The organism is Fibrobacter sp. UWH4 (genome assembly GCF_900142475.1).
Taxonomy (GTDB): Bacteria; Fibrobacterota; Fibrobacteria; order Fibrobacterales; family Fibrobacteraceae; genus Fibrobacter.
Genome location: NZ_FRAY01000003.1, coordinates 547,868 through 574,653 on the forward strand (window position 1 = coordinate 547,868; position 26,786 = coordinate 574,653).

Annotated in this window: 20 protein-coding genes; 13 read left to right on the forward strand and 7 right to left on the reverse strand. The window is 51.8% G+C overall.

Going from position 1 to position 26,786, the window contains the following annotated elements; translation table 11 throughout:
* Nucleotides 1–10 precede the first annotated feature (10 nt).
* The 6 genes from BUA93_RS07680 to BUA93_RS07705 all read left to right on the forward strand — a co-directional run bounded on the left by BUA93_RS07680 (nucleotide 11) and on the right by BUA93_RS07705 (nucleotide 8,349).
* Nucleotides 11–2,428, forward strand: a complete 2,418-nt coding sequence (locus BUA93_RS07680; protein ID WP_072978562.1) for an MMPL family transporter — start codon at nucleotides 11–13, stop codon at nucleotides 2,426–2,428.
* Complete coding sequence (locus tag BUA93_RS07685) at nucleotides 2,400–3,593, forward strand: pyridoxal phosphate-dependent aminotransferase (RefSeq protein WP_072978563.1); 1,194 nt, start codon at nucleotides 2,400–2,402, stop codon at nucleotides 3,591–3,593. The genes BUA93_RS07680 and BUA93_RS07685 overlap by 29 nt, the downstream gene beginning before the upstream one ends.
* A 105-nt stretch (nucleotides 3,594–3,698) precedes the next feature.
* Nucleotides 3,699–5,819 carry an ATP-binding cassette domain-containing protein gene (locus tag BUA93_RS07690; protein ID WP_072978564.1) on the forward strand — a complete coding sequence of 707 codons (2,121 nt, stop codon included), beginning with the start codon at nucleotides 3,699–3,701 and terminating at the stop codon, nucleotides 5,817–5,819.
* Nucleotides 5,816–7,327, forward strand: coding sequence for a serine/threonine-protein kinase (locus tag BUA93_RS07695; RefSeq protein ID WP_072978565.1), 1,512 nt, complete (start codon nucleotides 5,816–5,818; stop codon nucleotides 7,325–7,327). Before BUA93_RS07690 ends, BUA93_RS07695 begins: the two co-directional genes overlap by 4 nt.
* Nucleotides 7,327–7,734 carry a YraN family protein gene (locus BUA93_RS07700; RefSeq protein ID WP_254793902.1) on the forward strand — a complete coding sequence of 136 codons (408 nt, stop codon included), beginning with the start codon at nucleotides 7,327–7,329 and terminating at the stop codon, nucleotides 7,732–7,734. The genes BUA93_RS07695 and BUA93_RS07700 overlap by 1 nt, the downstream gene beginning before the upstream one ends.
* 21 nt (nucleotides 7,735–7,755) lie before the next feature.
* Nucleotides 7,756–8,349, forward strand: coding sequence for an L-threonylcarbamoyladenylate synthase (locus tag BUA93_RS07705; RefSeq protein ID WP_072978567.1), 594 nt, complete (start codon nucleotides 7,756–7,758; stop codon nucleotides 8,347–8,349).
* A 333-nt stretch (nucleotides 8,350–8,682) separates the two neighbouring features.
* Here the strand turns inward: BUA93_RS07705 and BUA93_RS07710 are convergent, their stop codons facing one another.
* From BUA93_RS07710 to BUA93_RS07740, 6 genes are all read right to left on the reverse strand, one after another.
* Complete coding sequence (locus tag BUA93_RS07710) at nucleotides 8,683–9,600, reverse strand: fibrobacter succinogenes major paralogous domain-containing protein (protein ID WP_254793903.1); 918 nt, start codon at nucleotides 9,598–9,600, stop codon at nucleotides 8,683–8,685.
* Nucleotides 9,601–9,778: 178 nt separating this feature from the next.
* Nucleotides 9,779–10,270 carry a 3-hydroxyacyl-ACP dehydratase FabZ family protein gene (locus tag BUA93_RS07720; protein WP_233144358.1) on the reverse strand — a complete coding sequence of 164 codons (492 nt, stop codon included), beginning with the start codon at nucleotides 10,268–10,270 and terminating at the stop codon, nucleotides 9,779–9,781.
* Nucleotides 10,239–11,192, reverse strand: a complete 954-nt coding sequence (locus tag BUA93_RS07725) for a UDP-3-O-acyl-N-acetylglucosamine deacetylase (protein WP_072978570.1) — start codon at nucleotides 11,190–11,192, stop codon at nucleotides 10,239–10,241. Before BUA93_RS07725 ends, BUA93_RS07720 begins: the two co-directional genes overlap by 32 nt.
* Entirely contained in the window at nucleotides 11,192–12,298 is a 1,107-nt protein-coding gene (locus tag BUA93_RS07730; RefSeq protein WP_072978571.1) for a UDP-3-O-(3-hydroxymyristoyl)glucosamine N-acyltransferase, read from the reverse strand. The genes BUA93_RS07725 and BUA93_RS07730 overlap by 1 nt, the downstream gene beginning before the upstream one ends.
* A complete protein-coding gene (locus tag BUA93_RS07735) occupies nucleotides 12,298–13,260 on the reverse strand; it encodes a diacylglycerol/lipid kinase family protein (RefSeq protein ID WP_072978572.1) in 963 nt (320 codons plus the stop codon). The genes BUA93_RS07730 and BUA93_RS07735 overlap by 1 nt, the downstream gene beginning before the upstream one ends.
* Nucleotides 13,261–13,335: 75 nt before the next feature.
* Nucleotides 13,336–13,866, reverse strand: coding sequence for a gamma carbonic anhydrase family protein (locus BUA93_RS07740; protein ID WP_072978573.1), 531 nt, complete (start codon nucleotides 13,864–13,866; stop codon nucleotides 13,336–13,338).
* A gap of 99 nt (nucleotides 13,867–13,965) precedes the next feature.
* On the opposite strand from BUA93_RS07740, the gene BUA93_RS07745 reads away from it, so the two are divergent.
* On the forward strand, nucleotides 13,966–15,408 hold the full coding sequence (locus BUA93_RS07745; protein ID WP_083597228.1) for an aldehyde dehydrogenase family protein: 1,443 nt from the start codon (nucleotides 13,966–13,968) through the stop codon (nucleotides 15,406–15,408).
* Nucleotides 15,409–15,413: 5 nt separating this feature from the next.
* Here the strand turns inward: BUA93_RS07745 and thiH are convergent, their stop codons facing one another.
* Nucleotides 15,414–16,673, reverse strand: a complete 1,260-nt coding sequence (gene thiH, locus BUA93_RS07750; RefSeq protein WP_072978616.1) for a 2-iminoacetate synthase ThiH — start codon at nucleotides 16,671–16,673, stop codon at nucleotides 15,414–15,416.
* A 302-nt stretch (nucleotides 16,674–16,975) separates the two neighbouring features.
* On the opposite strand from thiH, the gene rpsO reads away from it, so the two are divergent.
* The 6 genes from rpsO (at nucleotide 16,976) to BUA93_RS07780 (ending at nucleotide 26,665) form a co-directional block, all read left to right on the forward strand.
* On the forward strand, nucleotides 16,976–17,248 hold the full coding sequence (rpsO, locus tag BUA93_RS07755) for a 30S ribosomal protein S15 (RefSeq protein WP_072978575.1): 273 nt from the start codon (nucleotides 16,976–16,978) through the stop codon (nucleotides 17,246–17,248).
* Between the two features lie 57 nt (nucleotides 17,249–17,305).
* The gene (pnp, locus tag BUA93_RS07760) at nucleotides 17,306–19,543 is read left to right on the forward strand and encodes a polyribonucleotide nucleotidyltransferase (RefSeq protein ID WP_175547393.1); all 2,238 of its coding nucleotides are present in this window, start codon (nucleotides 17,306–17,308) and stop codon (nucleotides 19,541–19,543) included.
* Nucleotides 19,544–19,915: 372 nt separating this feature from the next.
* A complete protein-coding gene (locus tag BUA93_RS07765; protein ID WP_175547389.1) occupies nucleotides 19,916–21,421 on the forward strand; it encodes an HD-GYP domain-containing protein in 1,506 nt (501 codons plus the stop codon).
* Between the two features lie 87 nt (nucleotides 21,422–21,508).
* Nucleotides 21,509–23,581, forward strand: a complete 2,073-nt coding sequence (locus BUA93_RS07770) for an FISUMP domain-containing protein (RefSeq protein WP_072978576.1) — start codon at nucleotides 21,509–21,511, stop codon at nucleotides 23,579–23,581.
* Between the two features lie 32 nt (nucleotides 23,582–23,613).
* Nucleotides 23,614–25,353, forward strand: a complete 1,740-nt coding sequence (gene ispG / locus BUA93_RS07775; protein ID WP_072978577.1) for a (E)-4-hydroxy-3-methylbut-2-enyl-diphosphate synthase — start codon at nucleotides 23,614–23,616, stop codon at nucleotides 25,351–25,353.
* Between the two features lie 145 nt (nucleotides 25,354–25,498).
* Nucleotides 25,499–26,665: a phosphoglycerate dehydrogenase gene (locus BUA93_RS07780; protein WP_072978578.1), complete on the forward strand. Its 1,167-nt coding sequence runs from the start codon at nucleotides 25,499–25,501 to the stop codon at nucleotides 26,663–26,665.
* The last annotated feature ends 121 nt before the right edge of the window (nucleotides 26,666–26,786 follow it).

A 26,786-nucleotide genomic window follows, 5' to 3' on the forward strand; every position in this document is an offset into this window, starting at 1 on the left:
TATTAGAGACATGTTTTCGTTTGTTGCCAAAATCATCCAACAAATTGCGCATTATCCCAAAACGATGATTGCGCTTTTTTCGGTGTTGGCACTCCTCTCGATCTACCCCATCGAAAACCTTCGCTGGGAAATTCAGCTGCAGGACACGCTCAACGGAAATAAAGTCGAAGCCGATTACCAAGCTATTGAAAAAGCCTTTGGCGGATTCGGCAGCCTTACCGTCGTCATCCAATCCAAAGACAGTAGCGCCAACTTCCAGTTTGCCCAGAATCTCGCCCGCCACCTTGAAAATGATCCGGCTGTCCATTACACCGAATACATGACGGACCTTGACTTTTTCAAGAGAAACAGGCTCCTGTATGCCAGCGAAAAAGACCTGGACCAAGTAATCGAAAAACTGGACAACATCAGGGACGAACAGATCCGGAAACACAATCCGCTACTGGTGGACTTGGCTGAACCGTCCTCCCTGCCCCCCACCCACGATACCGTCGAAATCATTTCGCAGATAGAAGCCAAGTATTTTAAAAGCCTTCAACAAGATTTCGCAAACCAACAGGGTTCCATCCGAATCATAGACATCTACCCAACGACCTCCATCTCGGACCTGCAAGCCAACCGACAACTTCTAGGGAAGGTTCAGCGCTTTGTCAAAAAGAACCAGAATGGCATCAACGTCTACTACACCGGGAAAGTCTACGACTCCATTAAGGCCGGAAAAGCCCTACTTCCCGAAGCGAAATTTGCAGGAGGAATCACTGCCCTCATTATCCTCGTACTATTAATCATCAATTTCTATAGGCAACCCCAGCTCATTTTTGTATCGGCTATTCCGCTTGCCCTCCCGACGATTTACACCCTCGGACTTGCGTACGTTCTTTTCGGACGAATAAATCTCTTCACGCTTTCACTCGGACTCCTGCTGCCAGGGCATGCCTGCCAGATTGTGACGCACGTTTTCTCGCGGTATTTTCACGAGCGCGAAAAGAAACTCAGTCCCGTCCTTTGCATCGAAAGCGCCCTGCTCGGAATCGGTCCCGTCGTTACCGCATCGTCGTTTATCATGGCGGGTCTTTTCAGCACCATTATCCTAGTTCCCCTTCCGGGACTCCGCGAATTCGGAATTCTCGGCGCTATCGGAAGCATGCTCAACCTGCTGACCTGCACCCTGCTAACGACATCGCTCCTTCTGATTTTGCAGAGAAAAAAGCCTTTCGACATTCACTTTGACGCGAGTACCTACAGGCACCGCAAGCGCCTGTTCTCGTTCAAGGTCAACTGGATTATCATCACGACCATCAGCATTGTCAGTGCAGCGGCGTGGCTGTATAGCGGAATCAACCTGCAATTCCTCTACGATTTCAAGCAGACCGAAATGCAGCTGGAAGAACGCGAGGCAAAAGCCCTGATTGCAGAAACCGGCTTTTCCACATACGACCCCATCATCGTGATGCTTCCCGATTCCTCTTTCAACGACGACCTTGTCGAAAACTTCGAGCACCTACAAAAGAAAGGGCGCCTCAAGGATCTCGGGAAAATCTACACCCAGTACCAATTCCTCCCCAAGACGAGCGTCGAAAAAAAACATAAAATCGAGACGCTAAAGAAGCTCGTTTCAGACGATATCCTCACACAGCTAAATTCCAAGGACAGTGCCGCCATTATCGAAATGCTGGACAACTATGAAAACGACATCAAGGAATTCGAACTTTCTGAAAGTATCCGTCGCAAGTTTAGCGACAAGAGCGGAAATTCCGGCGTTTTCGCATTCATCATCCCCAGCTCCGGCCCGAACAACGGTATCACCTGCCGCCATATTGCCGAGCAGCTGCAACAAATTGATGGAATTCACGACAGAACCTACAAGGTTTACGGAACCCCCATCCTAAGAGCCACTTTGCTCGACACCATTCTCGGAAATATCGACAAGTCAATCCTATTCGGCACCCTGTTGATGTGTTTTATTTTGCTCCTGTTCTACAACAAGTTGAGCCGCGCCTTCTTTACGCTACTTCCCGCCCTTTTCGCCATGAGCTGGGTCACTATCAGCGTCCACCTTCTTGACATCCACATTTCGGCATACAGCTCGATTGCGTTTGTACTCTTAATCGCAGTAAGCGTTGACGGGACTCTTCAACTGTGGTCCGCCTACTACGAAAAGCAAGGCGGAAACGCATGGACCATCATGCAGACGAAACTCCTTCCTATTATAGGAGCGCAGGGAGCCTCCTCTGTCGGCGCAATCGCCATGTTGCTCTCTCCGCATCCGGGCATCAAGAGCGTAGGCCTGATAGCCTTTATCGGCCTCCTGTGCATTTTCGTTTCACTGTTTACCATTTACCCCTTGACCGCAAGTACGCTAGACGCTTACCGCATTTTGAAAAAGGCAAAGAAAAGACATGAAAGACTTATCCGCAAGAACCCTTAACATTGCAGCTTCTTTAACAGTCGCCATTGACACCTTGGCCAAGCAGATGATTGCCGACGGCAAGGATGTCGTGAGCCTAGGTGCCGGCGAGCCCGATTTTCCGACACCGATGCCGATTCAAGATGCTGCCTGCAAGGCCATTCGCGAAGGCAAGACCCGCTACACCGCTCCCGTCGGCATTCTCGAAGTCCGCAAGGCCGTTGCCGAAAAGTTGAAAAAAGAAAACGGTCTGGACTACAAGCCCGAACAAATCATAATGACAAGCGGTGCCAAGCATGCCGTATTCAATTCGCTCGCAGCCCTTATAAACGAAGGCGACGAAGTCATTATTCCGGCACCGTACTGGGTGACTTACCCGGAACTGGTGAAGTGGCTCGGCGGAAAACCGGTAATCGTGAACACCAAGATTGAAGACGGATTCAAGATCAAGCCCGCAGCCTTGAAGGCGGCCATTACCGCAAAGACCAAGGCAATCCTCTTGAACAACCCCTGCAACCCGACGGGTGCCGTTTACAGTAAGGCTGAACTCGAAGCTCTCTCGAAGGTCATCGTCGAAAGCGACATTTACTGCATTTCGGACGAAGTGTACGAATACTTCACCTACGACACGGAATTCTGCTCCGCCGCAGCCCTCCCCGGAATGGCGGAACGCACCATCGTGATTAATGGATTTTCGAAGTCGCATTGCATGACCGGTTGGCGAATCGGCTACGATGCCGCCCCCGTCGAAATCGCAAAGATTATCGGAAAAATCCAGGGACAGGCTACTCACCACCCAAGCAACGTGGCACAATACGCCGCCCTTGGAGCATTGCAGATGGACAAGAGTAATGTTCACGCCATGCAGGCAGCCTTCCGCAAGCGCCGCGACTACATGCTAAAGCGCACCGCCGAAATTCTGCCGGAACCGTGCCGCGCTCCCGAAGGCGCATTCTACCTGTTCGCCCCCGTCAAGAGTTTCTACGGCAAGAAAACGCCCGAAGGCAAAGTTATCAACGGTTCCATCGAACTTTGCGAATACCTGTTGCAGTCGCAGGGACTTGCGATAGTGCCGGGAGCCGCTTTCGGCGACGACAGTTGCGTGCGATTCTCTTATGCAGCAAGCGATGAAACGCTGCAGAAGGCTTGCGACCGATTCATTAGAGGATTAAAGGAACTTATTTAATTCGGAATTCAGATTTCAGAATTACAATCAATTCGGAATTCAGATTTCAGATTTCAGAATTAAAATCAACTCCGAAATCCGAATTCTGAATTCATAATTTACTAGATGCAGTCGTTCAGAATCATCACTCCACAAATCGGCGAGCCGTTTACCATCGGTCGCAAGCCAGACAACACTCTGGTGCTTGACAACCCGATGATTTCTAGATATCATGCGGTGATCGAAAATGCGGATGGACAATGGATTCTAAAGAACCTTTCGCAAAACAGTGTCACGCAGGTAAACGGAAGCGACGCCGCGGAACGCCCCCTTGAAGATGGCGATGTCATTCTGATTGGACCGCTGCAGCTGCGAGCGACACTGAAAGGCGGACGTCTGCAGCTTTTGCTCATGGAATCTGCCGAGCACGACCTCGTCCAAACGAACTTGCTCCAAGAGAAATGGGAATCACTCGACAATCTGCACATGGACATTCCCGAAGGCGTTTCCGCAAGAATGCAGGCGGGAACCGCAGAAATCCGGTTCAACGAAAAATTAGTCGACATGCACGGGAAGGCGACCAAGTTGCTTCAGCTGAAGGAAGGCCAGACCGTTCGATTACCCAGTTGCACGTTCCATTATTCCATGCAACAGCTGACCTGCAAGAACCTTCCCCTGGGATTCGATATCGAAGTTTCCAACCTGGATGTCTTCGCAGGGAAAAAGCAGATTTTGTCAGGGATCAATTTCAAGCTCCCAGCCGGAGAAATCCTCGCCATTATCGGGCGTTCGGGACAAGGAAAATCGACACTCTTGAGGTTGCTGCAAGGCAAGCTTAAGAAAGGTGAGAAATCCTCCGTCTGCATCGGCGGGCTCGACTACCGCAACGAGGAAATCCGAAAGCATATCGCCTTCCTGGAACAGGATCCTGAACTTAGGCGCGACCTCACCGTCAGAGAGACACTGATGGATGGCGGGCGCACCGGTATGAGTGTCGAAGACTTTAAGAAGAACGCCACGGGGCGGCTCGAAAAGTTCGGCGAACTTTTCGGGCTGAGCGAACGGATGCAGAACCCCGTGAAGACGCTCAGCGGCGGCGAATGCCGCCGAGCCGCCCTCGCCCATGAACTTATGGGAAATCCGGGGCTGATCATCCTCGACGAACCGCTTTCGGGGCTGGATCCGTACAATTCCAAAATTCTCTGCACGCACCTGAAACAACTTGCCTTCCTCGGCCACACCGTCATCCTTACCACGCATAGCTACGAAGCGCTCGAAATTGCGAACAAGGTTCTCGTGCTGCACCAGGGCGAACAGGCTTTCTACGGAAGCCCCGAAGAGGCCTACCGCTTCTTCGAAAGCGACAATCCCGAAAAGATTCTCGCGAACCTGAATGACGAAACGGCCACCCAGTGGAAAACGCTGTTCAACAGCCGCGCCATTCCCACCGGCAATTCTTCTGAAACGGCCTACGGCACGACCAATGCCCTCGCCCCGGAAACAGCCGTCCCTTGTTACTTTCCCAAAGTCAAGCATCCTCCGGTCCTGTTCTACAAAATGGGACTTACCGCCAAGCAATGGTTCCGCGACAAGGGCAAGTTTCTCACGCTCCTTTTGCAGCCCCTTGTCATCGGATTCCTATTCTCGCAGATTTTCTCGGAACTTTCGTCGCTCTGGATAGTCGCCTTCGCCCTTATCCTCTGCGCCAACTGGCTCGCTCTTTCGCTGTCCATCCGCGAAATCGTGCAGGAAAAGGAAATTCTCCAGACCGAATTCCGCAAGGGAATCCCGATACTCCCCACGTTGATTGCCAAGGCTGCAATTCCCACGCTGGTCGCCTTCTTGCAAACCATCGTCGTCTACGTATTTATCCATTTCCGGATTTCAGCCCACGTTCCCATTTCATCGTTGCTCCTGTCGATTGCCGTCATGGTTATCCCGCCCGTCGCCGTCGGGCTCACTGTCAGTACCTTCGCCAAGAACCAGGGACAGGCGAACGCCATGTTGCCGCTCCTCATCATTCCGCAGGTCGCCCTTGCCGGAGCGCTCGTTCCACTTGACCAGATGTTGCCACTTGGCCGCACCCTATCTTATGTCATCTGGTCCCGCTACAACCAGACAAACCTGCTGAATCTTTTTTTAGAGAGAAACGACCCCATCGAAAACGTTATTTCGGCACTCGCAATCGCCGTATGTTTTTATATTGTGGTTGTTATAAAACTTAACTATTCCAAGAAAGCAAAATGATTGCACCTCAGAAACAAGAAATTTTTCCACGCCCCTTCAACGAAAACTATGACCTCATCGGAGCCCTCGGCAAAGGCGGAATGGGCAATGTTTACAAGGCGATGGACAAAAGACTGAATCGAATTGTCGCATTCAAGATTCTGGATGCCTCCTCCGATGAAGAAGCAATCAAGCGTTTCTACCTGGAAGCCCAAGCGATGAAAGAGCTGGACCACCAGAACATCGTCCATGTTTTTGACTTCGGTCAGCAAAACAACCAACTTTTTATCGCGATGACCTATGTCGAAGGAACCAACCTCGCCGACATCCTGCATAAAAAGGAACAGCTATCCTTTGAGGCCATCGAAGTCATCATCCGCCAAATCGCACGCGGCCTGCTTTCCGCCCACAACAAGGGCATCGTCCACCGCGACGTAAAACCGTCCAACATCATGCTGACGCGCGACAACCGCGTCTTCATCATGGACTTCGGCATTTCCTACATCCAGGAAATGGAAAAGGACCGCCTTACGCGAACAGGCATGACCATGGGCACCCCCGAATACATGTCGCCGGAACAATGCCACGGCGACAATGTCACCATCCAGTCCGACATTTACAGCATGGGCGTCATCCTCTTCGAAATGACCTGCGGACGACTCCCCTTCGAAGGCAATCGCCCCGTCGAAATCGCCCTCAAGCACGTCCAGGAACAGCCGCCTGCACCGGAGCTTTTCCGCAAGGACATGCCGCCAGGACTTTCGCAGTTAATTCTCAAGTGCCTCAAGAAAAAGCTGAACGAGCGCTTCCACGACATGCAGGAATTTTTGGATGCCTGCGACCAGGTTTTCCCTCCGGACAAGGGAACTCGCCAAACACCCCGCCCCACCATGGGAGGATCCCTACTGCGCCGCCACACGGCCTCCATCACCGAAATGGCGAACATCATTACGCCGCGCGCCCGCATGCTCCAGAAAAAGCTCACAGCGCTCGCCATTTTCATTTTCCCGCTCATCATCATGCTGCTGATTCTCCTGATGCTCACGCACAAGCCCGAGAGCACCCTGCGGGAACTGGAATGGAGCGACGCTCTTGGCAACTACGAGACCAAGGCGCTCGAAGTCGAAGAAAGCAGCGGCTACCCGCTCGACAACCTGAATGACAACGACCTTAAAACAGCCTGGCTCTACACGATGCCGCAAAAGCCGCAGAATCCGGTCCTCACGCTGTATTTCGACAACAACGCGATTGTCACCCATTTCGGAATCGCTGTCGGATACCAGAAATCCGTAGATGATGCTTTCGGCGACCGTTTCCGCATTTTCAAAAAGCCCAAGACAATCACGCTAGAAACCAAGGACGGTTTCAAGCAGAAAATCAAGCTCGAAAATATCCGCGGCATGCAGTACCCGAATATCCAGGCCATGGAAACCAGCGAACTTAAAGTCTACCTCGACGACATCTACGACGGCGAGAACGAGGACTTCGCCATATCGGAAATCCGCCTGCTCGGAATGGAATTACCGTAGTGACCGCGCCCAAATCCAGCAACAAGCCTAAGGGCAACTTCATCGAAACCCAAGCCGCGGCATACCTAAGCCGCGAAGGCTACGAGATTGTCGCCCGCAACTACGCCTACCAGGGTGGAGAGCTCGACATTGTCGCCAAGGACGGAGAAACGGTCGTATTCGTAGAAGTCAAGTCCGTTTGGAACAACCAGCAAGGGAACCCGGCGGCCCGCGTGAACGCCACCAAGCAGAAGAAAATCTGGAAGACCGCCTGTCATTTCTTGCACACGCAGAAGGAGGTTGCACCCAAGGGGTTCGACCAGCCCTGCCGATTTGACGTTCTCTCGGCGCGAGTCTACCAGAAGCCGCTCCATTTTTTGCATATCAAGAACGCCTTTGATGGCACCCAAGTCATTCCGCAGTGTTAGCGGATAATCTATATTATCGCCATGCGTTTTGAAGTTCACCCAGTAAATCCGCAAGCAAGAATCGTGAAGCTTGCCGCAGCCGCCCTCGAAGACGACGGTCTTGTTCTCTACCCCACTGAATCCGGTTACGCGATTGGCTGCAACGCCGAATCGCCCAAGGCAATCCACAAACTTTACGCCCTTAAGAAGCCGATGAAGAAATTCTTCATGGCTCTCATCATTCCGGATATTCGCAAGGCGACCGACTACGCCCGCGTAGACAACTTTGCATTCAACATCATGAAGCCGCGCGTGCCCGGGCCGTACACCTTCATTTTGCCGGCCGACCCGCACATTGCTCGCCGCCTGGACGTCAAGCGCCCCGAAATTGGCGTGAGAATGCCGACGCACCCGTTCTTCAAAGAACTTTTCCAGCATTTCGACAAGCCGATTCTGAGCACGGCCGCCAAGCTCACCGAAGAAGACATGTACGAACCCGACGATATCTGGAAAACCTTCGAGCATTTAGTCGACATGATGGTCGACTGCGGCCCCATAGAAATAAACCCGACCAACATTATCAGTTTGGTCGGGGATCAAGTCGAAGTGATTCGTGGCGAGTTGCTAGATCCGTAAAAAAGGGGGAAGCCTCCCCCTCGCTTCAACCCCGGCTGTGTCATCCTGAGCGTAGTCGAAGGATCTAGCCGGGTTTTCCGCTACCCTCTCGCCTAGAGGCTTAGCCCCTAAAACCCCAAAAGCCACACAGATTAGAAATGCCTAACGGCATTTTTTTCGTCACACGAATTCGAAATCACTAACGTGATTTCTGTTTAATAAGAGTCATTATTGCGAAGAGCGCTTCGTCTCTGCCTGCACCGCACGCTCACATGGATTCGGCCTTCGGCCTCTAATGTACGCTCGCCGACTTACTTTCCTCCGCCTTTGGGCATTTTTCCCTGCACAAGAAAACTAGTCCTTTAGACAACGAACGCTAAACCCATCGTTCTCATCTTTGTGGCCCAGGCGTGCAGCGCTGCCGTTGTAGTCAAAATACATGCAGCACGCGTAGATGTCAGAGTACTGCGTGGCACTCCAGAATTTGGCGTTGTTGTCGAAGAAGTAGCCAACGCTGCCCCTGCTGCCGGCAGGAAGCGCAGCGAAGCCAACTGCGTCGGAACCGTTTTCGTTATTGTTCCATCCCGTCTGCGACTTGAGAACCTTGCCAGCACTCGAGTATCCACCGACTTCGTCAAACAAAGTCTTCCATTCCGTTTCCGTCGGCAGGTGCCAGCCTTCGGGGCAAATTCCCTGCACTTTTGCCGGGAGCATACAGATCTTCTTGCCGTAACCGCAATCCACTCCATTGCCACCGTCATAAAGCGCAACCGAGTCAATTGCCGCCGCCCAAGTGTAAAGGCGGCCAAAAATGGCACAGTTGCCTTCTGACCAATTAAGTCCGCCACCGCACCAACTGCGCTTCAACAGACTCGGAGTCTTCACACGGTCGGCATAATTCAAGTTTTCAGCCATCCATACCTGATCGCCAATGGTTACAGTCTTGTAGGTCTGACCATCGCGACTGTCGGTCATGGTGCCGTAAGTAATATCTGGATTAAGGCGAGATTCCTTCGGGACATTCCAACCATTATCCACCTCCAATGTCGCCGAACTACTCTGTTCAACATGATCACCAACCTTATCAGGGACCTTGGAACTACCGGATTCCAAATCAGAACCCGGAATGACTGAAGAGGAACTCGACTCCGGCGTGACGCTGGAGGAAGATAAATCCTCATCTAGAATTACTGCTGGCGCAGAGCTACTCGATTCATCACCGCAGGCAACGAACAAAATAGCAGAAAGCAACAACGCAGCAAAATATTTCACAGAAGACCTCCTGGAACCTCAATCGTTTTTGCCAAATTTAAATTATAAAAAAAGGAATCACGTTAGTGATTCCCAATCAGTGTGACAATAAAGTCTATTTTTCTCAGGTATGAAAAGCTGATGCTGACCGAAGCCTGCCCTGGGCAGCCATGGGTCAGCATGACTCGGGCATAAAAACCTAGACCATGGCGGCGCTGAAGTCGGCCTTGGTGCAGAGGGTTTCTTTGCCTTCGGCATCGACGGTCAGGAGTTCGCCGCTGTACTTGTAAATGCCGTGGCGGGCCATGATGAGCTTAGCCTTCAAGACGATTTCGGCCTTCGGGATCACCGGAGCGCGGAAACGGCAGTTTTCGACCCCCATGAAAGCCGGGCGCTTGCCCGTGGTTTCAGCTTCGCGACCGATCATGGTGAGGAGCGTGGCGGCCTGGGCCATGGATTCAATCTGAATCACGCCGGGGAGCACCGGATTGCCCGGGAAATGTCCCTTGAGAAAACCTTCTTCACCGGTCAAGTGCCACTTGGCAACGATTTCCATGTTTTCAGCATCGAGGGAGAGGATTTCATCGACAAAGGCAAACGGGGCCTTCTGCGGAAGCACGCTGTGGACGACTTCGGCATCGTAGAGGATTCCATCGACGTTAGACTTGGGTAAAGATTCCAGCATTGACATAAGGAATGATTTTCTCCATGATTTGGTGGTGGGACACATGCCCACCGTTGGTGATTTCGATTCTGCCCCTCGGAAGGGCCGGACAGATAAAACTCAGGTCTCCAATCAAATCTAGTATTTTATGCATCGCAGGTTCGTTTGCGATGCGGAATTTTGGCGATGTTGACGAAGTTTTTTCGCGACAGCCACTCGATTTTTCAACGCACAAACTATCATCAAGTAGTAATCCGCAGGATTCATCGACTCCGGCGAGGAGCCCTGCCGCACGGGCGCGCTCCAGTTCCACCTGATGGATGAAGGTGCGCGCCATGAAAATTTGGTACAAGTTCTCGGGCGAATAAATGGAGACGGACGCCGCCGACTTCAGGTCGTAACCGTCGCGGGCCACATTGCGGTCCAGCACGTATTCGACTTCGAAGGTTTCCGCCGGCGTAATGCGAACATGACCGTGGATTGCCGCGTCGCCTTCGGCTCCTCGCAATGACGTTCCGACGGCATGCAAATCCCACTCAGCATGCACGGGCGCATCGTAAAAGACGAGTTCTTCGGGCGCTCCGCAAAATTTTCGCATTTCGCAGAAGAACGGAATCGCAGAACCGTCCATCATCGGGACTTCGGGCTTGTTCGCATCAGTGAGCCGCACGTTAAAGCGCCTATGCGGCCACATCAGGAACACGGGTGCCAAATGCTCCGGCGACAGAAGTTCCAAGCCGGATTCGCTCAACTTGTAGCCAGCGGTACGTTTCGCAAAAAATTCAAGTTCTTCAAAACAATGACACGCATCGCTGCGGTAAAAAAGCTTCTCGCCCACATACCACGCCACAAAAGGAACCTTCTGCGGGTCACGCTCCAGCGGTTCCACCGAAACAGAAGCCTGCCCAAAACTTAAACTGCGGGATGTAAAAATCAATTCTTTATTCATCACTTCTCTAGCTTCTTTTTCGCCATCATGCGGAGTTCGACCATTTGGCGTCGCCAGATTTCGATGTCTATCGCAGGGAACCCAGCAACGGTCTTGCCAGCGGGAACGCTCTTGGTCACGCCCGCTTTCGCGGTCACAATCGCATTCTTGCCCACGGTCAAGTGCCCCGCGGCCTTGGCACCGCCCGCGAACTGCACGCCGTCTTCGAGAATCGTCGTGCCGCCGAGCGCCGTCTGCGAGGCCATGTAAATGTTGTTGCCCAAAACGCAGTTGTGAGCAATCTGCACCATGGAATCCAAGTGGCAATTGTCGCCGATGGTCGTCGGCGAAATGAATCCTGCAGCCACGACCGTGTTCGCGCCAAAGCTACAGCGGTTCCCGATGCGGACGCCCGCAAAATGCGGCACCATGCGACGCTCGCCCTCGTGCTCGTAAAATCCGAAGCCGCGGCTACCGACTACGACGCCTGCCTGAAAAATGCAACCCTCGCCCACAATAACATTCGGGTAAATGGTCACGTTCGATTCCAGGCGGCAACCGCGTCCGACGCTTGCACCGCGCATCACCACGCAGCCGGGCCCGACAAAACAGCCTTCGTCGACAAAGCCTTCGACAACCGCCGACGGGTGAATCCAGGGGCCATTTTCGCCATAGCCCACACCAGCGTCAAAATCCACGCCAGTTTTCATGTTGTCATTAAAGCCATCGCCCTCGAAATGCTCCAGGAATTTGACCATGACATGGTAAGGCTCGGCTACCGCCACAATGTTTTTGACATGCGGAAAAATCTCCAGCAACGGGTCACGCATAGTCGCATTATCCGACATTGATTTTCCGTCATTTTCCGACACGTTCGCTCGTGAAAATTTCGGTACAAACAGCAGACCCGCAGCAACACCGTTCAATTCATCGTTCGAAGGTCCATTCGCATGCGTCACGCTCTCGATACGACCGACCCAGAAACTCACGTCATTTTCACGGGCCTGCGTCAGTGCCGCAAAGCCGCTCAATGGAGCGCCGTCCAGCGACTTGCGCAAAAATTCACATTCAATATGACATTCGTTTTGCAGGTAATCGACAATTTCCGAAGCGCAGACCGAGAACATTATTCCCCCAGCGCCATAATCTGCACCTGACAAGCGAAATCAATCTTCACGTGTCCGCCCAATTTTCCACTCAGATCTTCACCGTCAAGTTGCAGGAACTCGTCATCGGCAAACTCAAGTTCAATTGATCGCGCCTTGTGCGTTTTCAAGAAATGCTTCTTGACAAAGTTACCCACCACAGGCACCGTTCCCACGGCAATCGCCAAAAGGAACATGAACATATTCGGAACACAAACGATTTCGAGCAGACGGTCCGCCATATCGGATTTGTAGAAAGGATTCGCGCCGCTGGCAAAGCTCGGGATATTGCCCACAATCACCGTGCGGTGACCATCCAGAATCTTTTGCCAACTGCGGCCTTCGGCATCAACAAAGGAAAGCTTTCCCTTTTTTAAATGATACGAACGGTCCGCAAAGAAACTCTTGACATAATGCAGCTTGTTCACGATAACGGAATTCGAATTGAATTCACCCACCGCACGGGCATGATTAAAGTCATGAGCAATTCGGGCATCGATTCCACCCGAAAAATAGTTCGCAAAGGCAATCTTGCCGTTCACCTTCCAAATATCGAAGGGACGTGCCTTGGCCTGCAACAAGCGACGCACCAGGAACAATAGACCTTTGTCCACATAGGGTTTGTAAAGGTTCAGCACGCGGGCAAGGTCGTTTCCCGTTCCAAGGGGAATCAGGCCGATTTTCACGGACTTCGCGTATTCCGAAGAGACCATCACCGAAAGTACCGACGACACCGTTCCGTCGCCGCCGACAGCCACAAGCTTTTCCGTATTGGCCAGCGCATCGCTAATCTGTTTTTCCAGCCCGTCGATATTCGTGAATTCAGCCTTCCACTGGTCGTCCGTATAATTCATGGACGCCATGATTTCGGGCAAGAACTGGTGAATCATCTTGCCCTGGCCACCGCCACTAATCGGGTTTATGAGAAAAACAAACTTATACACAAAGACCTCAAGTACTAAAATACTAAAAATAAATTCCGTTTCTCACGGCATTCGTCCCAGAATGACTTTAATGGGTTACTCGCAACGATGTTCTGCGGATTCCATTAGGATATCTTTCACAACTATATAGTGTTCCGCGTTTTCGTGGAACTTGCGGATTTCATCTTCGGTAAGTTCTCGCACCACGCGAGCCGGAGCGCCCACAATCAAGCTTCCTTCGGGAAATTCCTTGTCCTGCGTTACTATGGCACCGGCGGCCACCACGCTATTGGACTTGATATGCACCCCATCCATAAGAATTGCACCCATGCCCACCAGCACATTGTCATCGACATCGCAGGCATGCAAAATGGCGTTGTGACCGACTGTCACGTTATCGCCCACATGCACGCCCACATCTGTCGATAGATGTATCGTCACATTGTCCTGAATGTTGGTTCGCTTGCCAATCCGAATTTCAGCCAGGTCCGCTCGAATAACCGCGTTGTAAAACACCGAGGAATCGTCTCCGATTTCCACATCGCCAATCACCTTCGCGCCATCGGCGATAAAAACACGTTCACCCAAGACCGGGCGCTTACCGTTGTATTCGATTAAAGAAGCCATATCTATAATCTATAAAAAATGACTGACAAAGTCATAAGCCCGCCCCCAGTCATTCGATTAAAGTTGAGTTCGTTACAACAAAAAACTTATATTTTCATTATGAGCGATTTTTTGAACAATCTTTTTGAATTGCAAGGTAAAAACCGTTGGGCAATAGCACGAACATCCGTCCGAGAACGCATCGAAAAGCTCCAAAGACTCCGCAAGGCCATCGTCAAACGACAGCAGGAATTTTACGACGCCGTGTGGAATGATTTTCACAAACCGCAAACCGAAGCCTGGCTTACTGAAGTTTTTCCGGCTCTTCAAGAAATCGACCACACCGTGAACCACCTGCCAGACTGGATGGAAGACAAGGACGGCAGCTGGAGTTTTTTATTTCCGTTAAATCATAGCCGCAGCCACTTCGAACCCAAGGGACGCGTCCTGATTATGGCTCCGTGGAACTATCCCTTCTTGCTGTTTGTCTCGCCCATCGTAGCGGCAATCGCCGCCGGAAATGTGGTGATTGCCAAGCCGAGCCACAAGACCCCGCATGTAGCAATATTTCTCGAATCACTCTTCGCGGAAGTTTTCCCGCAGAACGAAGTTGCCGTCGTGCTGGGCGCGGGAACGGAACTCGGAGACAAACTTCTCGCCCTCCCCTTCGACCATGTATTCTTCACAGGCAGTCCCAAAGTCGGAGCCCACATTGCAGAATGTGCGGCCAGAATGCATGCTGGTGTAACGCTTGAGCTCGGCGGAAAATCACCCGTAATCATTCTGGATGACGTAAAAATCAAGGATGCCGCCAAGAAAATCGCCTGGGGCAAGTGCCTGAACGCAGGCCAGACCTGCATCGCTCCCGATTTTGTACTTTGTCCGTCAAAATTAGTACAACCGCTCGTCAACGCTATTGCAGACAACGTAAAGAAAATGTACGGCGATACCGAAGACACTCGCCGTCTTTCAAAAAACTTTGTCCACATCGTAGAAAGCCGAACAGTTGAGCGTCACCAAGCTCTCATCAAAGACGCCTGCACCAAAGGCGCAACCGCAGTTATCGGCGCCCAATTCAGTCCCGAAGACATCGAAAACCGCTACACGCCCGCCACAGTACTCACCGGTGTCACGCCCGATATGAAGATTATGGCATCGGAAATTTTCGGACCGATTCTCCTGATTGTCGCCTACGATTCTCTTGACGAAGCTATTACGTTTGTACAGAATCGTCCAAAGCCGCTCGCCCTCTATATTTTCGGAAAATCCGAAGCAAAAATCAACGAAGTCATCGTCCGCACGACCTCGGGCTCGACCTGCGTAAACCACTGCATTCTGCAAATTGAAAATCTATCGGTCCCATTCGGCGGAGTCGGCATGAGCGGCACCGGAAATTATCACGGATTCTACGGATTCAAGACCTTCAGTCACGAAAGAAATATTATGGAGCAGGGCGCATTCGATGCAGTAAACTACCTCTATCCACCCTATCACCAGAAAGGCGACAAGGGTTTCCGCGCCAAGATCCAAAGATTTTTTAAAGCAATGCTTAAGCAAGCATAAGGCTTTTACACGTATAGATAATCGTTCAACACCGGCTGAAGACCTTCGCCCGAAATGTCTGAGTACATGGCGTTAAAGCTGCGGCCGTCGTTGATTTCGAACTGTTCGTCGCCGCCTTCGCCGTCGTCGTGACCGCTGTACTTGCTTTCGTGGTCGCCAATGCCCGTAGAAACCCCAGCAGAAACTTTAGTCGCCGCAATCTTCACGATGCCGTTGCGGAATTCCTTGCTTTCGCGGCTCGAGACCGTAATGCCCACGTACGGCAAGAAGATGCGGTAAGCGCAAAGCACCTGGCAGAGTTCCTTCTCGTGAACATCCAGCGGGTCAATCTTGTCGTTGTTGATGATGGGGCGGAGTCGCGGGCAACTCAAGCTCATTTCGGCATGCGGATACTTCTTTTGTAAGTAATACACATGGAGCGCCGAAGCCAGCGCATCGCGGCGGAAGTCCGAAAGGCCGAGGAGTGCAGAGAATGCCACCCCGCGCATGCCCGCCATCAGGGCGCGTTCCTGCGAATCAAAGCGGTACGGGAACACACGCTTATGGCCCATCAGGTGAAGTTGTTCGAAACGCACCTTGTCGTAGGTTTCCTGGAAAACGGTCACGTAGTCCACTCCGCATTCATGCAAGTAGCGGTATTCGTCGACGTTGACCGGGTATACTTCGATGCCCACCATGCGGAAATACTTGCGGGCCAGCTTGCAGGCTTCACCGATGTATTCCACACTGCTTTTCGCGCGGCTTTCGCCCGTGAGAATCAGGATTTCTTCCATGCCGCTGTCGGCGATGACCTTCATCTCGTGCTCGATCTGCTCCATGGTGAGCTGCATGCGCTTGATATGGTTGTAGCAGTTGAACCCGCAGTAAACGCAGTAGTTTTCGCAGTAGTTCGCGATGTAGAGCGGCGTGAAAAAATAGACGTTGTTGCCAAAATGCTTGCTCGTCTCGATTTTCGCCTTCGCGGCCATCTGTTCCAGATACGGAGCGGCCGCCGGAGAAAGGAGCGCCTTAAAATCTTCGAGCGTGCAGCGTTCATGTTCCAGGGCGCGCTTCACGTCCTTGCCGGTATACTTGGAATAATCGAAATTTTCAGACTCAGAGAGCACCTTGTCGGCAATGTCCGACTGGATGACTTCCATGCCGGGCAGATAATCCATTATATTAGTACGGGAACTCGGATCGTTTTCAAGGCGGTGCTTCTTGGCAAGCGCCCCTTCCGAGAGATTCCCGGAATCAAACAGGTAATTATTGTCTTTTCTTTCCACAGCCCCCAAATATAGAAAAGAAGCCCAAATCTTGCTAGAAGTCGCTTTTCATCTATTTTTTGCCTTTTTTCACCACGTTTTCCTCTTTTTTCGCCTTTTTCGCGATACTTTCACCTCCGAATTCCGAACTCCGAATTCCGAATTTTCTATATATACCCCCAAATTGCATTTTTGCCTGGGTCCTGTGACCAGATTCGCCAATTCCACTGGTGCTAGAGCAGAGAAACTCGGACAAAAACATGTAATGAAACAGGTCGCCATGGTGGTGACCGCAAAAACAACAAAAAAAAGGAATGGCTATAATGGCTACTATCACTAAAGAAAAGGCTGCAGAAATCACCGCTAAGTTCGGAGCAAACGAAAAGGACACCGGTAACGTCCGCGTTCAGATCGCTCTCCTCACCGAGAAGATCAAGAACCTCACCGAACATGCTAAGACCCACAAGAAGGACTTCCACTCCCTGCGCGGTCTGTCCATGATGGTTTCTAAGCGCAAGAACCTCCTCAAGTACTACGGCGAAAAGGACATTATCGCCCAGCGTGCCTTGATCAAGGAACTCGGTCTGCGCGGCTAATTCTTCAGACTGGAGAAATTTATGTCTATTGACGCATACCATCAAAAATACGGCAAGATGCTCGACCCGAAGGAAGTGTCCGTAACGCTCCCTGACGGCCGCGTCATCACGTTTGAAACAGGCCGTATCGCCAAGCAGGCACGCGGAGCAGCAGTCGCCAAGATGGGCGATGCATTCGTGCTCTCTACTGTCTGCTACGGCGAAGAAAAAGAAGGCGACTTCTTCCCCCTCACTGTGGAATACCGCGAAAAGGCTTACGCCGCTGGTCGCCTCCCGGGCGGCTACAGCAAGCGCGAAGCCGGTCGTCCCTCTGACGAAGAAACGCTTTCTGCACGTATTATTGACCGCCCGATTCGCCCGATGTTCCCCGAGAACTTCACCCGCGAAGTCCAGGTGATCGTGCAGGTTCTGTCTGCTGACCGCAAGTTTGCACCGGACGTGCTCGGCGTGTCTGCAGCATCCCTTTCTATCGGTCTTTCTGAACTGCCCTTCGAACAGCAGGTTGCCGCCGTACGCGTGGCCGTGGTCGATGGTCAGAACATCGTGATGCCCACCTACGAACAGATGGCCTGCGCCGATCTGGACCTGGTGGTCGCCGGTACCGAAGATTCCGTCTGCATGGTGGAAGGCGGTGCCTACGAAGTGTCCGAAGACACGATGATCAACGCAATTCTCGCCGGTCACGAAGCCATCAAGCTCATGTGCAAGGCCCAACAGGAACTGGTGGACCGCTGCGCTAAGCCCAAGATGGAACTCAAGCCGCAGCACGTTGGCGAAGCCCACGAAAAGCTTCTCGCCACGGTGAAGGAAGTCGTGTGGGACGAACTGAACAAGGACGTCCACTCCAACATGGTGAAGACCGACTTCTATCCGGCTATGGCAGACCTCTGCGCGAAGATGCTGGAAGACGAACGCATTCTTGCCATCATCGGCAAGGACGAAGAACAGGATCCTGCTCTCGTTGCAGACGCTAAGGCAATCTTTAGCGACTACGAACGCACTGCCATGCGCGAAATGATCCTGAACGAAGACGTGCGTCTCGACGGCCGTACGACGACCGAAGTCCGCCCGATCGAAATCGAACTCGGCGTTCTCCCGAGCGCTCACGGTTCTGCGATCTTCCAGCGTGGTGAAACCCAGGGTCTCGTGGTCTGCACGCTCGGCTCCAAGGCCGACGAACAGCGCTACGAAAGCCTGCAGGGCGAAGGCTCCAAGAGCTACATGCTGCATTACAACTTCCCGCCGTACTGCGTGGGTGAATGCAAGCGCCTCGGCATGAGCCGCCGCGAAATCGGTCACGGCCACCTGGCTGAACGCTCTCTCGCTGCCGTTCTTCCGCTGCCGGAAGACTTCCCGTACACCATCCGCGTGGTTTCCGAAATTCAGGAATCCAACGGTTCTTCTTCCATGGCCTCTGTTTGCGGTGGCTGCCTCAGCTTGATGGACGCTGGCGTTCCTATCAAGGCTCCGGTCGCAGGTGTCGCCATGGGCCTCATCTCCGAAAAGGGTTCCGTCAAGGAAGGCGGCAAGATCAAGATCTTGACCGACATCACCGGTACGGAAGACCACCTCGGCGATATGGACTTCAAGGTGACGGGTACTGCCGAAGGTATCACTGCCTTCCAGATGGATATCAAGATCCGCGGCATTACGCCGGAACTCATGCGCGAAGCTCTGGAACAGGCTCGTCAGGGCCGCCTGCACATCCTCGGCAAGATGGCTGAGCTGGGCCTCGCCGCTCCGCGTCCGAAGGTTTCCGAGAAGGCTCCGACCATGATCAAGATGCGCATCCCGACCAACAAGATTCGCGACGTCATCGGTTCCGGTGGCTCCGTGATCAAGGGCATGCAGTCTCAGACGGGTTGCACCATCAACATCGACGACGATGGCAACATCGACATTGCCGCCCCGAGTGGCAAGGCCGCTGCAGTCTGCCGCCGCATGATCGAGGAACTCACTGCCGAACCCGAACCGGGCCGCAAGTACAAGGGCAAGGTCAAGACGATCCAGCCGTTTGGCGCATTCGTCGAAATCCTCCCGGGTCGCGACGGCCTCGTGCACATCTCCGAACTTGCCGACCACCGCGTCGATAAGGTCGAAGACGTCGTTCACGTCGGTGACGAAGTCGAAGTGCTCTGCCTCGGTGTCGACCCGAAGGGCAAGGTGAAGCTTTCCATGAAGGCGCTCCTCCCTCCGAAGCCCGCAGCAGAAGCTCCGGCCGCTGATGCTTCGACAGGCTCAGCAACCGCCGCTACTGAAGCTCCGGCTGCACCTGAAGCACCGGCTGAAGCCTAATTTCGATTATCAGCTGATTTAAGTCACGGTCGTCAATCGTAAAAAGATTGGCGACCGTGATTTTTTACACACATTTTAGACATTTTAAGCAAAATAAACCAGGGAACACACCTTAACCCGTAAATTTTAATTTATATTTAATACGGTTGATTGGTGTTGTTAATCGATGGGATTTACATGGTTATTTTGTATTTGACATTTCTGACCGTTTTATCGGCCTTTAATATATTGGTGCACCACCGTATCAACCCGAAATTGAACGGTCCTTACACACTGTTATTCTATTCTGTATTCATCGCTTGTCTAGGGCACCTTTTACTAGCCTTATCTACAAACCTGGACCAGGCAATTCTTTCGAATAAAATAATCTATGTGGGATCGATATGCCTCCCGCTATTTACTTTCGACGCAGGTATATCCATCTGCAAAATCCGACTCCCCCATTGGTGCTATGACTTGCTAACCATCGTGGTTTTTGCGGTATTCGTATTATCGCAGACAGTCGGTTTTAGCGACATCTATTACAAGTCTATCAAGTTCATCTATACCAACGGCGTAGGAAACTTTACCGCGGTCTATGGCATAGGCCACGACATATTCAACTGCATGATGGTCGGTTTCGTCTTAATCAACGTGAGCCTTATCGTCTATGCTTTCATCAAAAGAAGGAACGTTTCCTTCAACAGCTTGATTGCGCTTTCTTCGATTGAAGTCGTGTCGATCCTTTCGTTCTTCATTTCCCGTTTTGTCGAAAGCGATACGCTGGTCATGCCCGCCGTCTACGTATTTGACCAATTCGCCCTCCTGTACATCTGTTTCTGGGTCAAACGCTACGATGTTGAACAAATTATTTCCCATGTTTTGGAAACCCAGAACACCGACAGCTATGTCCTGATTACGACAAACAACAAATTTCTCGGTTGCAACGCAGTGGCTTACAAGACCTTCCCCGACCTTAAAAAATGCCGGATAGACCACTCGATGCCCGACAATACGAAACTCAACCACCTTCTCGTTTCATGGATCAAGGAAATTTCTCAAGACAAGATTATCATCGAGAAAAAATTCGAAAGCGACGGAAGATACTACAAAATCAAGTTGAGACAGATTCCGCTTACCCGCGCCAAGAAAATCAACCTGTTCAAGATTGAAGACGAAACCAGCATCCACAATTACATCAATATGCTGGGTTCAAACAATGTCCGTCTGGAAATGATGCTGAAGGAGAACGACTCTCAAATCCGCTCAATCCAGGAACAAATGCTTATCGGCATGGCCCACATGGTCGAAAACCGTGATAGCAATACCGGTAGCCATATCAAGCGTACAAGCAAGGTCGTTTCTATCTTGGTGGACTACCTGCGCAAAGACAAGAGTCTCGGTTTCTCTGAGTTTTTCTTCGACAGTCTGGTTTCTGCAGCCCCGATGCATGACATCGGTAAAATCGCTATCGAAGACCGCATCCTGAGAAAGCCCGGTCGATTTACCCCGCAGGAATACGAAGAAATGAAGAGCCACCCCGAAAAGGGCGCCATGATCGTAGAAAACCTGCTTACCTCTATAGAATCTCCCGACTTTGTCAAGATTGCAAGCAATGTAGCTCGTTACCACCACGAACGCTTCGATGGATTTGGGTACCCGCATAAACTCAAGGGAAACCATATTCCATTCGAAGCCCGCGTCATGGCAGTCGCCGACGTCTACGATGCGCTAGTCAGCAAGCGCTGCTACAAGGCCGAGATGTCTTTTGATGACGCCTATACGATTATCATCGAAGGTATGGGCACCCAATTCGATCCTTCGCTCAAGGATTGCTTTATCGCCTGCCGTTCCAAGTTAGAAGAATACTACGGCAGCCTGAAAGAAGACGAAGCATAGAGAATTTGGAATGAAAAATGAAGAATGAAAAAACTTTCATCCTTCATTTTTTCTACATTTGTTCACATAACAAGGTCTAGTAAACAAATGCTGAAAAAACTTACAAATTTAATTTTCGGAGCCACTCTCTTCTTAGGGTTCACCGCTTGCGGTGACGATGACTCGGGGTTTCACATTTCATCGGCATCCTCTATAAACAACCTACCCGATTGCTCGCGTGAAAATGCAGGTGATCGCTACTTTGTCGAAAGCAAGGACGCCGTTTACGCGTGCAATCAGGGGAAATGGGTTGATGAACGCGATCTGGATGAAGACGAGTACAGTTCGTCTTCGGACAGTACGGATCTGAGTGCAGGTTCCAATTCGAAAAAAGGCAGTTCCTCATCGAAGAATCCTTCTTCTAGTAATGACGAAAGCTCAGATACATCCAATTCTTCGGGAAACACCTCTTTGTCGAAGAATTCCTCGTCATCTGAAGCATCTTCTTCGAACAATGAATCTTCTTCATCTTCGGAAGAAGATACCCCCGGTTTGGTAATCCAGGGAAGATACGAAGGGTTCTATTCTCATGAAGTAGCCACCAATGTTTATGCCCGACTTTTGGACAATAAGTTGGATTATGTGGATTCAACAATTGAATACAAGGGGACTATGGATACTACCACGAACAAGTTCATTATTCGTGGAATTCCAGAAGATGCTGAATTCTTGGAAATCGAGATTATCCGCAACAACACCACGAATTCGACAATCAGGTCTTATGTCTACCAATACGGCATTGTCAATGTGAAAAAAGATACGTCTTTATTTATAAATCCGCCGTTCAGCGCAATTCAGGGCAGAATCAAGTCCTTGGTCAGGGAACAGGGCCTTTCGTTTGTCAACGCGAAACACCAGGCCGAAACGGAGCTGCAGAAGGCTTTCGGTCTCGACGAAAAATTCCATGACGTGGATAAATTCAGCGTCGCCGGGACGTCGGATACGGACAAGCTGTGGGCGACGGCGATAACCTACTTTATCGCATCGGATATGGATTTTGGTTCAAGGTATTTTGACTCGGAATCGTTTGTGAAAAACGGTGTCGTGGAGTTCGATGAAGATGCTGCCGGTGAGCTGTTTTCCGATATGTACCGTTGCTCGGGCCGCTGCTGCAGCGGATTCTGTTATTGGGCCTCGGATATTAGCGAGCAGCTGGAATATTTATTGGATGTTCTCTCGAGTCGAGGTACATGTGAAGCCTCCCGTGAAGGTGAAGTCTATTCGTTCAAGATTTCAAAAGATTACGACTATCTCTTTTATGTAACATGCGCCAAAACGCAATGGAATGAATCGACAACTATCGAAAAGTATACTTACCAGTGGGATAAGCCCTGTACACAAGGAGATTACAAAAAGGGCAATGTCACCGACAATGTGTATTTCTGCCAAAACGGATCGTGGTTCAATGCGGTTTCATGGAATCTTGATATTCCCAGAGATTACCGCCTGAACCCGACTATCGATTACGGAGAACTGGTGGATGAACGCGACGGGAAAACATACAAAACCGTGAAAATCGGGAACAAGACCTGGATGGCGCAGAACCTCGATTTCCGTGGATACAAGACGGGTTATGAACAAGACTCTAGCATTGTTGCGAATATGAAAGGCCGGAATAGAGTTTGCTACAAGGATAGTACAAAGTATTGCGATGTGTGCGGAGGCATGTACAACTGGCAGGCTGCCATGAACTTGAACGGAGCTGCGGTGAATTACGACTCCGCATCTATTGCAGCCTTAATCCAGAAAGAGCACCAGGGAATTTGTCCCGAAGGCTGGCATATCCCGACGATGCTTGAATTCAAGAATATCGTGGTTGACAAGTACGGCGTACCGCTCGACAGTAACGGACATGCTCTCAGATCCCGTTATGGGTGGGGTACCAATATGGAAGACGCCTATGGATTTTCTGCACTGCCTTGCGGCAGGCATTGGTATGCATGGAACATATCGGGCTATGCGTTCGGTGATGCCGGACGCCAGGCTTATTTCCTTGCTTACGAGGGAATCCGGGAAACCGAGGTCAGGGTTCAATCTAGCGGATTTCCCAAAATGATGATTTACACTCAGGACCATTCTGCCGACTACCATTTCTCTATCCGTTGCGTAAAAAACGACTAACCTTGAGGCGAAAATTTGCTATCTTTGGGCGCATGACGAAGTTTAGCGAATTCCCGTACGTTGCCGACCGCTTCAATGCAGTCCGCAGGGAAACTGTACAAGTCCGCGTTGGCGGCGCACTTATCGGGGGCAATGCCCCCATTTTAGTTCAGTCCATGACCACCACCAAGCCGAAGGACGTCGAGAAGACGGTGGCGGAAACTTTAGCGCTTGCCAAGGTGGGCTGTGGCCTGGTTCGCATTACCGCTCCGACATTTGCTGATGCTGCAGCACTTGAAGAAGTGATGAAACAGGTGCGAGCAGCCGGCTGCACCGTTCCGGTATCTGCCGATATCCACTTCCAGCCGAAGGCCGCTTTCGAAGCCCTCAAGTGGGTCGAGAAAGTCCGCATCAATCCGGGTAACTTTGTAGACACCGGCATTTTGACGCTCGACCAGCAGACGGACAAATCTTTTGACGAGGGCAAGGAAAAGGTGGCAGAAGCCTTTACGCCGTTCGTGCAGGAGGCCAAGCGCCTGGGACGCGCCATCCGCATCGGCGTGAACCACGGTTCGCTCTCTGCCCGCATGATTTACCGCTACGGCGATACGGTGGAGGGCATGGTGGAAAGCGCCATGGAATACCTGGCCGTGTGCGAAGCTGAACATTTTGACCAGGTGGTCCTCAGCCTCAAGAGCAGCAACCCGCGCGTGGCGATTGCCGCCTACCGTATGCTCGCCGCGCGAATCAAGCAGGAAGGCTTTAAGCCGTACCCGTTCCACGTAGGTGTCACGGAAGCGGGCGCGGGTGCCGACGGACGCTTGAAGTCTGCAGCTGGCATCGGCGCCTTGTTGCTCGATGGCCTTGCAGACACCATCCGCGTATCGCTCACCGAAGATCCGGTGGCCGAAGTCCCTGTGGCACAGGAACTCATCAAGGCCTGCGCGTTGCCTGCTGCGCCGACGGCATACAACGTGCCGATTCTTGAAAAGGACCCGTACCATTACGAACGCAGAGCGACGACGCCCGTCGCTGTTTCCGGCGTGGAAATTGGTGGTTCTCATCCGGTGAAGGTCGGCGTGAAGGCCGATGCAATTGCACTCACGGGCGAACGCCGCAATGCAGAATTCGCGCTCCCCAACTTGAACGAAAAGCCGATTGTGGAATTCAAGGACGCCATGGATATCGCGGGCTTTGCCCAGAATCCGGCAGCGGTACCGGCAGGTTCCGTGTTCTGCTACACGGGAGCCGAAATGGTTTCCGGCGTGCGCGCCCTTGCTGCTGCACTTGATGCAGCAGGTCGCAAAGACCCGATTTTGCTTTACGCCAAAATCGGCGACACCGAAAAGGAAACCCTCCGCGTCTCTGCCGATATCGGAAGCCTCGTGACGGACGGTCTTGGCGATGCCGTCGTGATTGACGGCTACAAGGGCGCGAAGGAATGCGTGCTCCTTGCATTCGATATTCTGCAGGCCGCCTACTGCCGCCGCAGCAAGACGAACTTTATCAGCTGCCCCAGCTGCGGCCGCACCTTGTACGACATCCAGCAGGTCATGGGCAAGATCAAGGCCCGCTTCGGCCACCTCTCCGACATTTCCATCGGCATCATGGGCTGCATCGTGAACGGCCCAGGCGAAATGGCGGACGCCGACTTCGGGTACGTGGGCGGTGGCCCCGGCCGCATTACCTTGTTCGAGGGCAAGACGGCAGTCAAGAAGAACATTCCCGAAGAGGACGCCATCGAGGAACTCGTGAATTTGATCAAGGAAAGAGGCCGCTGGCAAGAACCCTAAAAGTGGTTAGTAAACAGTGGCTAGTAAACAGGAATATTTAAGTGGCTAGTAAACAGGAATGTAAAAGGAAAGTTCTTATTACAATCCTAACCACTAATCACTAACCACCAATCACTAAGTTTTAACTTAAACAAAGGACAATACAATGGCAACTATTAAGACGATGAACAACATTTCCAAGAAAGGCCTGAGCCTGTTTGGCTCGTTCTACCAGGTTTCCGACTCCGTTGAGAATCCGGATGCCATCTTGGTGCGTTCCGCCCAGGTTGATACCGACAACTTTGACGGCCTGCTGGCTGTCGCCCGCGCCGGCGCTGGCGTGAACAACATCACCATCGACAAGGCTTCCGCGAAGGGCATCTGCGTGTTCAACACCCCGGGTGCAAACGCCAACGCCGTTGCCGAGCTCGTGATGACCGTGCTCGGCATGGCCGTCCGTAACGTGGACAAGGCTGCTGCATGGGTCAAGAACCTCGACACCACCGACCCGGACCTCGCGAAGACCGTCGAAAGCGGCAAGAAGAAATTCGCCGGCATGGAACTCGCAGGCAAGACTCTCGGCGTAATCGGCCTCGGCAAGATCGGCGTGCTCGTCGCTAACTATGCCCGTTGGAAGAACATGCGCGTCATCGCTTACGAACCGTATCCGAACGCCGCCAATATGCACGAACTTTCCAACAAGGTGGAAATTGCCGACCTCGACACCGTGATTGCGAAGTCTGACTTCCTCACCGTGCACGTTCCGTTCATCAAGGGCGTGACCGAAAACCTCCTCAACCGCAAGAACCTCGCACAGTTCAAGGGTAGCTACATCATGAACTTTGCTCGCGGTGGCATCGTGGAAATGGATCCGGTCAACGAAATGCTCGCTTCGGGTTCCCTCCAGGGTTACCTCTGCGACTTCCCGACTGCAGACCTCATCAAGAACGACAAGGTGACCTGCTTCCCGCACCTCGGTGCCTCTACCGAAGAAGCCGAAGAAAACTGCGCCGTGATGGCCGTCGAAGAATTGAAGGACTACATCGAATTCGGTTGCGTCCGCAATTCCGTGAACTTCCCGGCCCTCGTTGATCACCCGCATGCCGGCGTCAAGAGCCGCGTCGTGGTCATCAACCAGGACGTTCCGAATATGATTTCCGAAATCACGAAGGTATTCGGTGCCGAAGGCGTGAACATCGCCAGCTTCTCTAACAAGAGCAACGGCAAGATCGGCTACAACCTCGTTGACGTGGAAAGCAAGGTGGACGACTCCATCATCGAGAAGCTCTCCAAGCTCGAGAAGGTCATCAAGGTCCGCGTTATCCATTTCTAGTAGAAAGAGATTTCTCGCACTCAATGAAGCGACCCACTAACGGTGGGTCGTTTTTTTATTTATTCTTTGTCCGAAACGAATACGTTTAAGTTATATTTACATCGTTAAACTAGGTGTTTAA

Excerpts from the sequence above, each read along its gene's own strand:
- BUA93_RS07680 (WP_072978562.1), top strand. The coding sequence starts at position 11 with ATGTTTTCGTTTGTTGCCAAAATCATCCAACAAATTGCGCATTATCCC.
- BUA93_RS07685 (WP_072978563.1), top strand. The coding sequence starts at position 2,400 with ATGAAAGACTTATCCGCAAGAACCCTTAACATTGCAGCTTCTTTAACA.
- BUA93_RS07690 (WP_072978564.1), top strand. The coding sequence starts at position 3,699 with ATGCAGTCGTTCAGAATCATCACTCCACAAATCGGCGAGCCGTTTACC.
- BUA93_RS07695 (WP_072978565.1), top strand. The coding sequence starts at position 5,816 with ATGATTGCACCTCAGAAACAAGAAATTTTTCCACGCCCCTTCAACGAA.
- BUA93_RS07705 (WP_072978567.1), top strand. The coding sequence starts at position 7,756 with ATGCGTTTTGAAGTTCACCCAGTAAATCCGCAAGCAAGAATCGTGAAG.
- BUA93_RS07720 (WP_233144358.1), bottom strand. The coding sequence starts at position 10,270 with ATGTCAATGCTGGAATCTTTACCCAAGTCTAACGTCGATGGAATCCTC.
- BUA93_RS07725 (WP_072978570.1), bottom strand. The coding sequence starts at position 11,192 with ATGAATAAAGAATTGATTTTTACATCCCGCAGTTTAAGTTTTGGGCAG.
- BUA93_RS07730 (WP_072978571.1), bottom strand. The coding sequence starts at position 12,298 with ATGTTCTCGGTCTGCGCTTCGGAAATTGTCGATTACCTGCAAAACGAA.
- BUA93_RS07740 (WP_072978573.1), bottom strand. The coding sequence starts at position 13,866 with ATGGCTTCTTTAATCGAATACAACGGTAAGCGCCCGGTCTTGGGTGAA.
- BUA93_RS07745 (WP_083597228.1), top strand. The coding sequence starts at position 13,966 with ATGAGCGATTTTTTGAACAATCTTTTTGAATTGCAAGGTAAAAACCGT.
- rpsO (WP_072978575.1), top strand. The coding sequence starts at position 16,976 with ATGGCTACTATCACTAAAGAAAAGGCTGCAGAAATCACCGCTAAGTTC.
- pnp (WP_175547393.1), top strand. The coding sequence starts at position 17,306 with ATGCTCGACCCGAAGGAAGTGTCCGTAACGCTCCCTGACGGCCGCGTC.
- BUA93_RS07770 (WP_072978576.1), top strand. The coding sequence starts at position 21,509 with ATGCTGAAAAAACTTACAAATTTAATTTTCGGAGCCACTCTCTTCTTA.
- ispG (WP_072978577.1), top strand. The coding sequence starts at position 23,614 with ATGACGAAGTTTAGCGAATTCCCGTACGTTGCCGACCGCTTCAATGCA.
- BUA93_RS07780 (WP_072978578.1), top strand. The coding sequence starts at position 25,499 with ATGGCAACTATTAAGACGATGAACAACATTTCCAAGAAAGGCCTGAGC.